The organism is Rossellomorea sedimentorum, from assembly GCF_046237645.1.
GTDB classification, from domain to species: Bacteria; Bacillota; Bacilli; order Bacillales; family Bacillaceae_B; genus Rossellomorea; species Rossellomorea sedimentorum.
This window is the reverse complement of sequence record NZ_CP143546.1, coordinates 910,843-925,000: the sequence shown is the minus strand read 5'-3', so window position 1 is coordinate 925,000 and position 14,158 is coordinate 910,843. Positions and strand designations below refer to the sequence as shown.

Below are 14,158 nucleotides of genomic sequence, written 5' to 3'. Positions count from 1 at the left end.
TATCAAATATTCCAAAATCGCATGACGTTGGGGAGTAATACGGACTCCAGTTTCTTTCAGCGTGTCGATCGCTTCCTTCAATTGGACATCTGACATCGTCATGCACCTCTATTTCATAAAGATTCTTACTTTATAATGTTTATAATTAGTGTACTAACGAACGACCTGTTTTGTCAATAAATCTCCTCACTAATTCCCTTGATGAAGATTCTGTTCTTTTTCACCCAGCTGGTTATTGATATACCGAGCTGCTACAAAAAGAAAGTCAGACAGCCGGTTTAAATAGGACAAAACCAAGGGATTGACTCCTTCCCCGATGCTTACGGCTTCCCTTTCTGCACGGCGGACCACCGTCCGTGCAGCATGCAGTGCTGCTCCTGCGGGATGTCCTCCAGGCAGGATAAAATTGGATAAAGGAGTCAGCGCTGAATCCCACTTATCAATCGTCGCTTCAAGCTCCTCTACATCTTCTTTAGTTACTTTCCACTTCACTTCTTTACCCTCGGGTGTTGCAAGTTCCGCACCGACATGAAACAAGGTTGTCTGTATTTTATGGAAAGCAGATTGAAATTCATCCCGATTCTCAAAGTATTCATTCTTAATATAGCTTAACCCAAGCCCAATCAAAGAATTCGCTTCATCACATGTACCGTAAGCCTCCACTCTTCTGTCTGCTTTCGAAACTCTCTGTCCGTATATCAACGAGGTTGTACCCTTATCACCAGTTTTTGTATAGATTTTCATCATTCAGTACCCTCTTTCCGCTTTTATTTCATTGATATAATCTGTTCCCTTATTAATATATGTTTTCAAATTCTTTTTAAATATGGCGAAAGAACGCGGCAGATATTGTTTTGTTCTGCTTGAGAGATGCGGCGTAATTGTTACTTTATCCATTGTCCAGAAAGGATGATTTTCTTCAAGAGGTTCAGATTCAAAGACATCAAGATAAGCATGGGACAGTTCATTTTCCTCTAAAGCTTCTACAAGTTCGGAGCTTTTGAACAAGTCCCCTCTACCTATATTTATGAAGACCGCCGACGTTTTCATACATTGAAAATGCTTTTTCTTAAGTATGTACCTTGTAGCTTTCGTACTCGGAAGGATGGATAGGACAAAGTCAGCTTTGCCTAACACCCTTTCCAGCCGGTCGAGGGTAAACATTTCATCGAACCTTCCCGTTATATTACCACTTGTATTAATCCCGGAAACCTTCATTCCGAAGGCTTTACCCAGTCTGGCTATTTCGCTGCCTATGGCGCCGGCTCCCAGAATCAGCAGGTTTTGATCGTACAGCTCAGTTCCCGGGATATCCCTCTGCCATAACCCTTGCTTAACTTCCTTCCTTATCTTCGGGAGCTGCTTGACGTGCTGAAGCATTAACCCAAAGGCAAACTCCGCCATCGGTATCGCGTGAATCCCCTTTACATTTGTGATTAAAATTCCTTTTTCCTTGATAATCTCAAGAGGCATTAATTCCAATCCAGCTGATATGACCATAATCCAGCGAAGCCGCTTCGCTTGAACGATATCTTCTTTTGTCAAGTCTTCCCCAAAGGTCACAATAACTTCTGCTTCTGATAATGCACCGGCTGCAGACTGGATATCTTTAAAGAACTCAAACTTGCATCCTTCGTATTCCGATATTAATTCCTCAGCTAATTCCACTGGCGGTTCGAAAGTGAAGACAATTTTCACTGCTGCACCTCAGTTCCACAAACTTTTATTGTACGAATATTTTATCACTAATACAAAATTCACCCAACTTAACGGTTCGGCAGGAACTTCATTTAGATAGTCTCTTTTCTAAAGCTTTGTTGCTATTTACTATAAAGCTCATGAGATATAGCGATAATTCACAGAAATTATCCTGGTAAACAACAAAGAATAGAGCTAATCACCTTTTTCAGTGAGATAAGCCTTTGTACCGAGGTAAAAATCCTGCCCTTTGGATTTTTCCGATAGCAACATTCTATACGAATACAGCCTTTAGATAAAAAAGAACGGCCGCACGCTGCAGCCGTTAAACGTTCCGAGACTTATTTGAGGAGGTATGCCCTACTTTAATCTATGTAGCAGGAGGAAAAGTGAATGGACAAAAGCCTTCTCTTTGTAAAAATAGGCTTTATTGAAGATTTTCTTTTATATATTCCAGCGCTTCTTTAACATGGCCTTTCACTCTTACTTTTCTCCACTCTTTTGCGATATTCCCCTCTTTATCAATGATGAAGGTGGATCGTTCTATCCCCATATATTCTTTTCCGAAGTTCTTTTTCAACTTCCATACTCCATACCCTTCCGCTACCTTATGGTCTTCATCCACAAGCAGCAGGAAAGGAAGACCATGCTTTTCTACAAATTTTTCATGTTTGTCCTTTGGGTCAGGGCTCACTCCCAGTATGACTGCATCTAACTCTTTGAATTGCTCATGCTGATCTCTGAAATCACATGCTTCTGTAGTACAGCCTGGCGTCATATCTTTCGGATAAAAGTAAAGAACGATATTTTTCCCTTTGTAATCAGAGAGCCTTATGGTTTCTCCATTACTGGCTTCCAATTCAAATTGCGGTGCTTGTTTGCCTGTTTCGACTGTCATTTAACCGCCTCCTGTCATCTTAGTCACTACTAGCTTACCCAAAATGACAGAAACGCTCAACTATCCGGCCCCTTTGTTGGCCCCTCTATAAAAAATGCCTTGATCACAAATGCCGCAGGAATGGTATATCCAAGCCACGACTCGAAAAGTGCGATCCCCCGGCCAATTCCGATCGGAGTCACATCCCCATATCCAACAGAAAAAAGGGTGACACCGCTGAAATATAGACATGTAAATAAATGATCCAGAAAATCACCCTGAATTACATCTCCGTCTTCTACCAGCAAGTCGATTCCTTCGACTTCCAACAGGACGTAAACCAGGCCGAAACCAATCATCAGTACCAAATAAGAGATCCCTAATAAAAGGAAATTTTTAATGGAAAGGTGTTTTTCCCTCCACTTCGACGGGAAGAAAAGCGTTCGTAAACTTAAGGTCATACATAGGGCAATGGCAGCTATCAGAACATATATCATCATCCATCATTCCTATCAGGAAAACTTGTCTCTTCATCTTACGCAAGCATGATCAAAAAAATGTTCTTCTATAGAAAAAACACCCTCTCAAATAAGAGGATGTTTTAGTATTGACGCTGTAGTGTTACAAATGGAAGTTAATTTAATGATTCCATAACTTTATATAATTACCCATTTCTCTCCCTTAAATGGATTTCTGAAACACAATTTCACTCTAAGGCGTTGTTAAAGTCCATCGGGGATACCCTCAAGACACTTTTCATTCGAATTTACCGGGCTGATGTCCTTGAGAACCCTCCTCAAGACACTTTCCATTCGATTTTAACGGGTTGATGTCCTTGAGAACCCTCCTCAAGACACTTTTCATTCGAATTTACCGTGCTGATGTCCTTGAGAGCACTCCTCAAGACACTTTTCATTCCATTTTACCGTGCTGATGTCCTTGAGAGCCTTCCTCAAGACACTTTCCACTCGATTTTAACGGGTTGATGTCCTTGAGAACCCTCCTCAAGACACTTTTCATTCGAATTTACCGTGCTGATGTCCTTGAGAGCACTCCTCAAGACACTTCCGACTTAATTTTCCCCGGTTGATGTCCTTGAGACTCACTTTCAAAACAATTTCACCAATTCCCCGCCTGATCAATGGCTTTCAGGCACATTCTTTACACACCAGCCCTCTAAGAAACCTGAGCTTAAAACCTATCGCAATGTCTCATATAAGTTAATTCCCTGCCCCGCGATACCTTTTCACCCCTTCATTCCATAAGAAAATCGAAAGGCCGAAGAAAAATGCACCTATTAAAGGGGTTAAGTAGGAAAAGATATACCATTCTTCTTTTCCAAGAAAGTAGGCAGCCGGGTAGACTCCGACAAAAGCAAACGGCAGAATCCATGTGAGTACAAATCGAATGACGCTGTTATAAATATCTACTGGATATCTTCCATAATTACCGATGTTGTACATCATAGGCATAATGGATGTTTTGGCGTCAGACCAGAAACCGATGCTCGCCAGGGAGATAAAGATCCCAGCATAAACAAGCGCACCACCGGTGACAAACAACACAAACAGGATAGGGTCCACCCACCCTATCGATAAGCCAAGGTTGTTTCCGGCATAGAACATAATGAACAAACCTGTCAGCAACCCAAACAGGGATTCCAGTTCCATTCTTTCCAGAATAACCTGGAAGAGGCTGTGAATCGGACGGGTTAAAATCCGGTCCATTTCACCCTTTACGATATACCTTTCATTGAAATCCCATATATTGAAAAAGGTTGAAAAAAGCGCAAAGGGCACGAGGAAAAAGCCATAAATGAATATGATTTCATCTCGGTTCCACCCGCTCAACAACTGTGTATGTCCGAAAACGACCAATATAAAAACAAGGTTGACACCCTGAAACAGCAGGTCAGAAAGTATTTCCACCACTAGGTCTGTACGGTATTGCAGTCTTGTTTTCATATATTGTGAAACGTACCGGAAGAACATTGATAGATAAAACACCTTCTTACCCTCCTTGTATGATCATTTGTTTTTTAGCTATCTGCCACAATGCCCCAATAGGAATCAGCAACACGACGACCCAGACCATTTGCAGACCCAGAGCTTCGTATACCTGGAAACCGGTATATCCTTCAGTGAAAATCATGCTCGGGACATAACTGATGCTTTGAAACGGCAGAAACTTCATGGTCTCCTGCGCCCAAACAGGAAAGAAACTGATAGGAAGCAACAAACCTGAAAACAGGTCAATCACGACCCGTTTGGCACGAATCAATCCATCGTTATTAAATAAGAAAAAAGTCGTAATGCCTGTCAATAAATTAATCTGTGTATTGATCATAAAGCTGAAAATGATGGACAAGCCGAAGAACAGCCAAGTCGAGGCATTGGCGGAAACTTCTATCGGAAAGACAAGAGACACTATGATCATCCCAGGAACGGAGAAAAACAGCAGCCTGAATACTCCTTCCCCCAAGCCCTGCATGGTTTTCATGCCAAGGTAACTGTATGGTCTGATCAACTCGACCGCTACTTTGCCTTCTTTAATTTCAGCCGCTATCTCCCTGTCAATGTTATTAAAATAGAAAGCACGCGCCATCCATGCTACTGCTATATAGGTGGTCATCTGTATTATAGATAATCCTTCAATATCCCCTTTTCCTCCGTAGATCGCCTGCCAAAGGAAGTAATAAGCTCCAATATTAATGCTGTAAATCAGGATGCCGCTGTAATAATTCGTTCTGTACGCAAGCATCATCAAAAAGCGGATTCTAATCATTTCGATATATTTTGACATAGAATCCCCCCTATACCTTCACGGTTTCTCTTTGGACAGGTTTGAGATCGACTATCCCCTGTTCATAAATATTCCTGATAATCTCCTCAGTAGTGGTCTCCTTGATTTTCATATCCCTTACTTTATAAGAAGACACCACCAGCCCGATCAAGTCGGAAATCATATTATCGTCCGCTTCTATCATAGCGGAGTACCGCATTTCTTTTTCATCCAGCTGCCACTCGGCTCCCAGATTTGTAGTCAAAGAGTTTAATCCCTCTAAAGAAGGCTGATCAATGAATTGGAATTGAATTTCTTTCGTCTCTCCCCATTCTGTTTTCAAGTTTTGAAGAGCTCCGTCATAAATGACCTTTCCTTCGTCCAGCATGACCACCCGTTCGCAAAGCGCTTCAATATCCGTAAGGTCGTGGGTCGTCAGCAGTATGGTTGTATTGTATTTTTCATTGATTTCCTTTAAGAACTGCCTGATTTTTAACTTCACCAGGACATCCAAACCGATGGTCGGCTCATCTAAGAACAACAGCGGCGGGTTGTGTACAAGCGCTGCAGCCAGTTCGCACCTCATCCTCTGTCCCAGGGAGAGCTTCCTGACAGGCTTGTCCAGTAGCGGCTGGATGTCAAGGGTCTCTATTACATGATCCATATGTTCTTTGTATTGTTCATCAGGTACCTTGTAAACCTTTTTTAAAAGTTGAAAAGATTCCTGAACCGCAATATCCCACCAAAGCTGGGACCTCTGGCCGAACACGACTCCAATGCTTTTGACGAATTTTTCTCTTTCTTTATGTGGATTCATTCCGTTAACCGTCACTTCACCGGCAGTCGGCGTCAGGATTCCTGTCAGCATTTTGATACTGGTTGATTTTCCTGCACCGTTTTCCCCTATATATCCGACCATTTCGCCTTGCTTGACTGTAAAACTGATGTCATTAACAGCAGAAACAACTTTATAATTACGCGTGAACAAGTCGCGAAAAGCACCTTTTAACCCGGAACGGCTGGAGTAGGCTTTAAAATCTTTCCGCAAATTGTGAACCTCTATAGCATTGTTCATTCATACTCCTCCTTCAATCTAAACCATGAAATAGTGTAACACAGCAGCCTGCCATGAAGAGCGGAAGATGCTTATTAATTAAGAATACCCCCTTAATTTGCGCTATATCTGCCAACATACTAAAATGAGTGAGAGATTTAGAAAATGAGGGAGGACATAATCAGTATGAATTTCACTAACTCTGAACGTTTACATAAACAAGCACTGGAAAGAATTGTCGGAGGAGTCAACAGCCCTTCCCGTTCTTATAAAGCGGTTGGGGGCGGGTCTCCTGTTGCAATGGAACGGGCCAAAGGAGCCTATTTCTGGGATGTGGACGGCAATAAGTACATCGATTACCTTGCCGCATATGGTCCCATCATCACAGGACACGCGCATCCGCACATTACCGAAGCGATTACAAAAGCCGCAGAAAACGGAGTACTATATGGAACACCCACTCCTTTTGAAGTGAAGTATGCAGAAATGCTCCAAGAAGCCATGCCCAACCTGGATAAGGTCCGTTTCGTCAATTCCGGGACAGAGGCAGTCATGACGACCATCAGGGTAGCACGGGCTTATACCGGCCGCGATAAGATCATTAAATTTGCCGGCTGCTATCACGGCCATTCTGACCTTGTGCTTGTAGCTGCCGGTTCCGGCCCCTCCACGCTGGGTACCCCGGACTCTGCAGGAGTGCCGAAAAGCATCGCGAATGAAGTGATTACCGTTCCATTCAATGATATTGAACCCTTCAAAGAAGCGATGGAAAAGTGGGGAGATCAGATTGCCGGCGTCCTGGTAGAGCCAATCGTCGGGAACTTCGGAATCGTCGAACCGAAGGAAGGATTCCTGCAACAGGTAAATGATATCACCCACGAAGCTGGGGCCCTTGTCATCTATGATGAAGTCATTACAGCGTTCCGTTTCATGTACGGAGGAGCCCAGGATATGCTTGGGGTTAAGCCTGATTTAACGGCAATGGGGAAAATCATCGGCGGCGGCCTTCCGATCGGTGCCTACGGAGGAAAAGCCGAAATCATGGAAAAAGTCGCCCCTCTTGGACCTGCTTACCAGGCTGGTACAATGGCAGGGAATCCAGCTTCCATCCTGTCAGGAATAGCCTGCCTTGAAGTCCTTAAGGAAGAAGGCGTTTACGACAGGCTTGATCAACTGGGCGCCATGCTTGAAGAAGGAATTCTTAAAGCGGCCGAAAAGTATAATACACCGATTACGATCAACCGGTTGAAAGGTGCCCTAACCCTGTATTTCACCACAGAAAAAGTCGCGAACTACGAACAGGCTGAGGCAACAGACGGAGAAATGTTTGCCAAGTTCTTCAACCTCATGCTTCGTCAGGGAATCAATCTCGCTCCTTCCAAATATGAAGCATGGTTCCTTACCACCGCACATACAGAGGAAGATGTTGAGGAAACGATCGAAGCAGTCAACCATGCATTCGGTCAACTTCAAAACGCATAAAGATTCAATCATATACAAGGAGGGCAGCCTCCTTGTTTTTATTTTATCCCATAATGAAAGCGTTTACAGAGAGTTGAAACCCCCTGCACCCTTCCATAACCATCCATGATTTTGAATAAAAAATTGAATTCTGAAAATTCTTATGATAATATGAAGTTAGTATTCAGAATATTTTGAGTCATATTCTGTATTTTTACGGAGGTGCTTTTATTGAAAGAACAACGAACTCAATGGAGTCCTGAACTCTTTAAAGATTTCCATAATGGTGCGCATGATGCCTGTGGAATTGTGGCATCAATTGAAAAAAATAAAATACCGGCAAAAGAAAATATTGACCGCTGTATCGAGGCATTGGTAACTATGGATCATCGGGCTGGATTTATTAACGGCGAAGGAGATGGAGCTGGCATACATATCGACATTCCCAGAGCCGTCTGGTCCGAAAAGCTTGAAGCCGCTTCTATCGATCCCTCTTTAGCTCTATCGCCCCGATTTGCGATCGGCCACTTTTTCATTAAAGGCATTCCAGTAAACCAAGGGAAACAGGAAATTGTCGACAAGCTAGAAAAGCAAGGCTTCCATGTATTGCTTACCGATCTTGATTCAACAAGGCCCGACACCTTGGGTCCAATCGCCGCTCAAGAGAATCCGCACTTTCTGCAGGCGGCATTTCTCTCACCGGAAAAACAGGAAAAAACAGAGACATACAGGCAGTTATTCGAACTGCTCGCTTCTATCGAAGAAAACACCGCAATCCATGTTTCATCCCTAAGCCCGGACCACGCAGTCTACAAAGTAATGGGAGCCGGGGCTTCACTGCAGAAATATTATAAAGACCTGACAAACCCTAAAGTCGCGTCCACTATGACATTGGGACACAACCGCTACTCAACCAATACTCTATCAAACTTTTTCAGAGTCCAGCCTTTCAGTGTAATCGGCCATAACGGCGAGATCAATACCATCAGCAAGCTCCGGTCAGAAGCACAAAAGATTGATGTACCACTTGTGGAAAATGGAAGTGATTCACAAGACCTTAACAGAACTATTGAAACCCTGATTGGAAGAGACGGCTACTCCTTGTTTGAAGCCATGGAGCTGGTGTTTCCTCCAATTATTAATGAAATCAAGCAATATCCTGAATACCTTCAGGATCTATACACCTATTTAAGGGAAACCTGGGGGCATTTTGCACAAGGACCTGCCGGCATCATCTCCCGTTTCGGTGAAGAAGCTGTCTTCAGCGTGGATTCACTCGGACTTAGACCGCTGTGGATGCTGGAACTCGAAAGCGCCTACGTGTTTGCATCTGAGCCCGGCGTCGTCAAATCTGCTGAATTCACTGGAGATCCGAAGCCTCTTTCCCCTGGTGAAAAAGTCGGATTCTCCTGGGAAAATGACAAGATAAAAAAATACGAATACACAGAATTCCAAAGTGAAATCTACAGCCGTTTCGAAAAAAGAATTGACTTCAAGGGCTACAAATCCAGACTGGATACTCTCAATCTTCCAAAACACATTTTGATGAGCTATCCTACCAGCATCGAAAATGGACAATATAACGCGTTCGGCTGGGAAAGGGAACAAGTCCAGCTGTTGGAACAAATGGCAGAAAAGGGTGCTGAACCAATTCGTTCACTAGGACATGATTCACCTCTGGCAGCCATCAATCCAAACCGTAAGAATGTGACAGACTTCATCAAGGAAAGTGTCGCAGTAGTGACAAATCCGGCAATCGACAGAGACCGTGAAACAGAGCACTTCTCTACCAGAACGATCATCGGGAAAAGACCGCACCATAATAGAAGAACCGATAAGGACCTTGCTGTTGAATTGCTGACTCCTCTTTTAATTGAGGGCAAAGCAGGATGGGAAGCTTCAGAATCATTACAGCAGCCAAGCTTTGACGGCCTGGTGCATCTCTTCCAAAAAGAGAATCTATGTCACTTCATATCTACCACTTTCACTGAAAAGGAATCGGTTCAAGAGGCATTAAATAGATTAGCGGATGAGGCTCAAGATGCCGTTTCTTCAGGCAAAAGCCTGCTTGTACTCGATGACGGAAACTCTCATCATGACGGAAACCTTTGGCTGGATCCTCATCTTGTCCTTGCCGCAATCGATCAGAGGCTTACGGATGTTTCTTTGCGAAGAGACTGCTCATTGCTTCTTCGTTCTGCAGCCATCCGGTCCCTTCATGATGTCATTGTGGCATATGGTTTCGGAGCCGATGCCATCAGTCCTTACTACATGTTCTTGACTGTCCTGGAGGAAGAATCCCTTGAACCAGTGAAAAACTTATACACTTCGCTTCAAAAGGGACTGGAAAAAGTCATTTCCACTATCGGTATCCATGAACTCAGAGGATACGGAAGGCTCTTCTCTGCCATTGGCTTAAGTGATGAGGTCGCTGAGACATTGAACATCGTAAATTTCTTCGGCTCTGAGAATCTTGCATTCAATTTTGAGGAAATGAAAAAAGACTCCATACAAAGGGCTGCGGATTACTTTGATGAAAAACAAAGAATCGCCAAGAGTTTCCATTTGTTCCCTCGAATCTGGAAAGCAATCGGAGATGTCGCCAGAACAGGAGACTATACCGGCTATAGAGAGAAAATCACTGAACAGGAAGAAACAAAGCCTGTTACTATCAGGCATTTAACATCTCTCAAAAAGTCTGAAAAACCCGTCGACCCTAAAAAAGTCGATATAAGCGTCGGGGACCACAGTCTTCCATTCGCCATTGCATCAATGTCATTCGGATCTCAAAACGAGATTGCCTTCAGGGCTTACGCTGAAGCAGCCGACCGTTTGAATATGGTCAGCTTGAACGGTGAAGGCGGCGAGATTAAAGATATGATCGGCAAATACCCTAAGACACGCGGCCAGCAGATTGCATCCGGCCGATTCGGAGTGAATGCTGAACTTCTGAACTCTTCTAACCTGCTGGAAATCAAGATCGGCCAAGGAGCCAAGCCGGGTGAAGGGGGACATCTGCCAGGTTCAAAGGTTACAGCAAAAATAGCACAGGCACGTAACGCGACCATCGGCTCTGATTTAATCTCACCATCGAATAACCATGACATTTATTCGATCGAAGACCTTGCTCAGATGATACATGAGTTAAAAACGGCCAATGACCAGGCTAAGGTGGCAGTAAAAGTACCCGTTGTACCAAACATCGGGACAATAGCAGTCGGAATCGCCAAAGCTGGTGCAGACATTGTTACTCTCAGCGGATTTGACGGAGGAACGGGTGCAGCAAGAATTCACGCCCTTCAACATGTCGGCCTCCCGGTAGAAGTCGGGGTCAAAGCAGCCCATAACGCATTGCTTGAAGCCGGATTGAGGGATACAGTCGAGATTTGGGCCGACGGCGGAATCAAAAGTATGCAGGATGTTATTAAGGTTATGCTTCTTGGTGCGAACAGAATCGGATTCGGTACCCTTTCCATGATTGCGATTGGATGTACAACATGCCGAGGCTGTCACCTGGATACCTGTCATGTGGGAATTGCCACCCAAATAGAATCAGAGGCACAGGCTAAGGATCATGGTCTCCGCCGTTTTGTGCCTAGGCAGCTCGACCTTGCTGTATCAGGCTTGACGAACCTCTTTACTGCTTTTGGAGAAGAATTGAAGGCACTGGCAGCCTCCATCGGCATCCAGCGCCTGCAAGATGCCGTCGGGCGCTCAGATTTATTGGAACAAGTCAGCGGCAGCGAATTCATGAATCTATCCACCCTGTTGCAGCCACTGGAAATCGGCCAGTTCCACAAAGAAGCAGCCGCTTCCCTTGAACAGCCGAAAATGCTGCAGGCAGTAGCTGGTGAATACCTTGACAGCAGTGTGGAAGAACTCCATTTATCAAGGGAGTTTTCAGGAGTCATCTCGAATCAGCGTGTGTTGGGAAGCCGCGCCTCCGGACATAGAGTGCGTTCCAAACTCCAGAATCTAAATTCTGAATTGCAGCCTGTCCAGCTCTCTTATAAAGATTGCTCCATCCCTGGTAATGGACTCGGTGCGTATAATGTTGACGGCATTAACATTACTGTCAGCGGTGGTGCCCAGGATGGCCTTGGCAAGTCAAGCTATGGTGGTACCATCACAGTCACGAAAGGAAGAGCGAAAAACAACCTCTTCTTCAATGGATCAGCCGGTAAGGGCTTTGGATATGGAGCACAGCAAGGCCTTCTGATGGTGCAGGGTAATGCAGATGCCCGTGCAGGAATCCGTTTGTCAGGTGCTGACATGGTCATCGGCGGCCTCGTAACAAAGCCAATACCAGCTAAGGAATATGGAAATATTGGATCAAATGCGAATATCAAAGGTTTCGCCTTTGAATATATGACAAATGGACGCGGCCTCGTCCTTGGAGATCCAGGCCCATGGATTTGTGCCGGAATGACGGGCGGAGTCGTCTATCTGCGCCATCAGCCTGAAATGGGGCTTACCCGGGAAGCATTGACCAGACGAATCGCCAAAGGCGCCAAAGTGCAGCTTCAGCCGTTAAACGAACAAGGAAAAGAAGATGTGACTGAACTTCTAACCAAGTACATCAAAGCGCTGGAGAATGAACAGCCTGGAGAAGCGGACAGCTTAAGAAAGCTTTTAGATTCACCTGGTCATCATTTCCTACAAGTCATTCCTTCTAAAGAGCAGGCAGATCCATCTGTTTCAACAGAATAATAAGATAAAAGCTGATGCTGGAGTAGGAACTCCAGCTCAGCTTTTTTATGTCAAGTATGGTGATATTCCCTATTCCCTTTTCCTGCCCTTAAAAGTAAAATAAGGTCTATGCAAAAGGAAAAATTGTTTAGTCTTCTCCCTTTGTGTTAAATCTACAGTAAGTGTATTTATTTTTTGTTCAACAGAAGGGGCTGACCGTTTTATGTGGGTGGAGCATGTGAATTTGGTCCATTTCACCGAGAAGAAGTCCGTTTTTTTTCGGAACAGCCCAAAATTTGGTTCATTTCTTCAATACAGACAAATATGTACTATGGAAAGGATATCTATACAATGAAGCTAGGTGCCCGTATTTTTAAGACCGGGATTGCAATTGTACTCGCTTTGCTGGCAGCAGACATGTTTAACTTTCCAAATCCCGTTTTTGCCGGGATTGCTGCTGTTTTTGCTGTGCAGCCGACCATTTACCGCTCTTATCTTACTATCATTGAACAAATTCAGGCCAATCTCATTGGCGCCATTCTTGCCGTTCTGCTTGTACTCTTATTCGGCCACAATATATTGGTCATCGGGTTGGCGGCAATCATTGCCATTTTGATCATCTTAAAACTTAAACTTGAAAACACGATCGGACTTGCTCTTGTAACTCTGATTGCCATTATGGAGGCACCACCGGATGATTTCATCCAGTTTGCACTGATTAGGTTCTCCACAATCATGACAGGGGTGTTTGCTTCCTTTGTCGTCAACTTAATCTTTATTCCGCCAAAATATGAAACGAAGCTCTATCATAAGATAGAAGATATTACAGAAGAGATCTTGAAATGGATTCGTTTGAGCAACAGGCATTCCTCCGAATTTCATTTATTAAAAAAAGATTTTGAGAAAATCAGAGAAAGATTAACGAAGAGTGAACAACTGTACCTGTTATATAAGGAAGAGCGAAATTACTTAAAGACCAGTGATGTGGCCAAAAGCAGAAAGCTGGTCATCTACAGGCAAATGATTTCAGCTGCCCGGAGGAGCTTCGAGATCCTTAAGCGCCTGAATCGCTATGAGAATGAGCTTAATCATCTGCCTGAACCGCTGAGAAGCTCGATAACAGAACAACTGGACTGTCTTTTGACTTATCATGAACAACAGCTGCTCCGCTTTATCGGAAAAATGCATGTTGTCACAGAAAGCGACCACAATAATACGGTTTGTTTAAACAGGAAAGAAATGATGAATCTATTTATGGATGAAATCAATAAGTCCTATAATGAAACAGACATCAATACCTTTCATATACTTCACATCTTTTCGGCAATCTTTGAATATGACGAACAGCTTGAACATCTCGACACATTGATCACGAGCTTTCAATCTTATCACAAAGATGAAAATGAAGTGACAGTCAGAGAAGTGGAAGATCGATAATCAAAAAAGATGCCTCATTTGGGGCATCTTTTTTTAGGGCAGTGAAGTTCTTTAGGTGGATTTTATTCAGCTGATGAGGTATTGTTCCGTAAATGAGACACCGGTATCTATACGGAGTCACCGGGCTGCGCCAGAAGAGGATATGCAGGAGAGGAAACAAA

The 14,158-nt window shown here is 43.9% G+C and carries 11 protein-coding genes (1 of these 11 cut by a window edge); 3 read left to right on the top strand and 8 right to left on the bottom strand.

Annotated elements, in window-relative coordinates; all coding sequences use genetic code 11:
* From perR to V1502_RS04455, 8 genes are all read right to left on the bottom strand, one after another.
* Positions 1-96: the start of a peroxide-responsive transcriptional repressor PerR gene (gene perR / locus V1502_RS04490; protein WP_409253195.1), read on the bottom strand. Its footprint begins 342 nt before the window's first position; 96 of the gene's 438 nt are visible here — the first part of the coding sequence; the start codon lies at positions 94-96; the stop codon falls past the left edge of the window.
* A gap of 93 nt (positions 97-189) precedes the next feature.
* Complete coding sequence (locus V1502_RS04485; RefSeq protein WP_409254281.1) at positions 190-744, bottom strand: cob(I)yrinic acid a,c-diamide adenosyltransferase; 555 nt, start codon at positions 742-744, stop codon at positions 190-192.
* Between the two features lie 3 nt (positions 745-747).
* Positions 748-1,698, bottom strand: coding sequence for a D-2-hydroxyacid dehydrogenase (locus tag V1502_RS04480; protein WP_409253194.1), 951 nt, complete (start codon positions 1,696-1,698; stop codon positions 748-750).
* Positions 1,699-2,125: 427 nt separating this feature from the next.
* Positions 2,126-2,596 carry a thioredoxin-dependent thiol peroxidase gene (bcp, locus tag V1502_RS04475; RefSeq protein ID WP_409253193.1) on the bottom strand — a complete coding sequence of 157 codons (471 nt, stop codon included), beginning with the start codon at positions 2,594-2,596 and terminating at the stop codon, positions 2,126-2,128.
* A gap of 56 nt (positions 2,597-2,652) precedes the next feature.
* Positions 2,653-3,075, bottom strand: coding sequence for an ion channel (locus V1502_RS04470; RefSeq protein WP_409253192.1), 423 nt, complete (start codon positions 3,073-3,075; stop codon positions 2,653-2,655).
* A 720-nt stretch (positions 3,076-3,795) separates the two neighbouring features.
* Positions 3,796-4,581 carry an ABC transporter permease gene (locus tag V1502_RS04465; protein ID WP_409253191.1) on the bottom strand — a complete coding sequence of 262 codons (786 nt, stop codon included), beginning with the start codon at positions 4,579-4,581 and terminating at the stop codon, positions 3,796-3,798.
* A gap of 4 nt (positions 4,582-4,585) precedes the next feature.
* Positions 4,586-5,377, bottom strand: a complete 792-nt coding sequence (locus tag V1502_RS04460) for an ABC transporter permease (RefSeq protein ID WP_409253190.1) — start codon at positions 5,375-5,377, stop codon at positions 4,586-4,588.
* A 10-nt stretch (positions 5,378-5,387) separates the two neighbouring features.
* Positions 5,388-6,431, bottom strand: coding sequence for an ATP-binding cassette domain-containing protein (locus tag V1502_RS04455; protein ID WP_409253189.1), 1,044 nt, complete (start codon positions 6,429-6,431; stop codon positions 5,388-5,390).
* Positions 6,432-6,596: 165 nt separating this feature from the next.
* Between V1502_RS04455 and V1502_RS04450 the strand changes: the two genes are divergently transcribed.
* The 3 genes from V1502_RS04450 to V1502_RS04440 all read left to right on the top strand — a co-directional run bounded on the left by V1502_RS04450 (position 6,597) and on the right by V1502_RS04440 (position 13,997).
* Complete coding sequence (locus tag V1502_RS04450; RefSeq protein WP_409253188.1) at positions 6,597-7,892, top strand: glutamate-1-semialdehyde 2,1-aminomutase; 1,296 nt, start codon at positions 6,597-6,599, stop codon at positions 7,890-7,892.
* 201 nt (positions 7,893-8,093) lie between these two features.
* Positions 8,094-12,581: a glutamate synthase-related protein gene (locus V1502_RS04445; RefSeq protein WP_409253187.1), complete on the top strand. Its 4,488-nt coding sequence runs from the start codon at positions 8,094-8,096 to the stop codon at positions 12,579-12,581.
* Positions 12,582-12,911: 330 nt separating this feature from the next.
* On the top strand, positions 12,912-13,997 hold the full coding sequence (locus V1502_RS04440) for an FUSC family protein (RefSeq protein ID WP_409253186.1): 1,086 nt from the start codon (positions 12,912-12,914) through the stop codon (positions 13,995-13,997).
* Positions 13,998-14,158 lie beyond the last annotated feature (161 nt).

Excerpts from the sequence above, each read along its gene's own strand:
- V1502_RS04485 (WP_409254281.1), bottom strand. The coding sequence starts at position 744 with ATGAAAATCTATACAAAAACTGGTGATAAGGGTACAACCTCGTTGATA.
- bcp (WP_409253193.1), bottom strand. The coding sequence starts at position 2,596 with ATGACAGTCGAAACAGGCAAACAAGCACCGCAATTTGAATTGGAAGCC.
- V1502_RS04470 (WP_409253192.1), bottom strand. The coding sequence starts at position 3,075 with ATGATGATATATGTTCTGATAGCTGCCATTGCCCTATGTATGACCTTA.
- V1502_RS04460 (WP_409253190.1), bottom strand. The coding sequence starts at position 5,377 with ATGTCAAAATATATCGAAATGATTAGAATCCGCTTTTTGATGATGCTT.
- V1502_RS04455 (WP_409253189.1), bottom strand. The coding sequence starts at position 6,431 with ATGAACAATGCTATAGAGGTTCACAATTTGCGGAAAGATTTTAAAGCC.
- V1502_RS04450 (WP_409253188.1), top strand. The coding sequence starts at position 6,597 with ATGAATTTCACTAACTCTGAACGTTTACATAAACAAGCACTGGAAAGA.
- V1502_RS04440 (WP_409253186.1), top strand. The coding sequence starts at position 12,912 with ATGAAGCTAGGTGCCCGTATTTTTAAGACCGGGATTGCAATTGTACTC.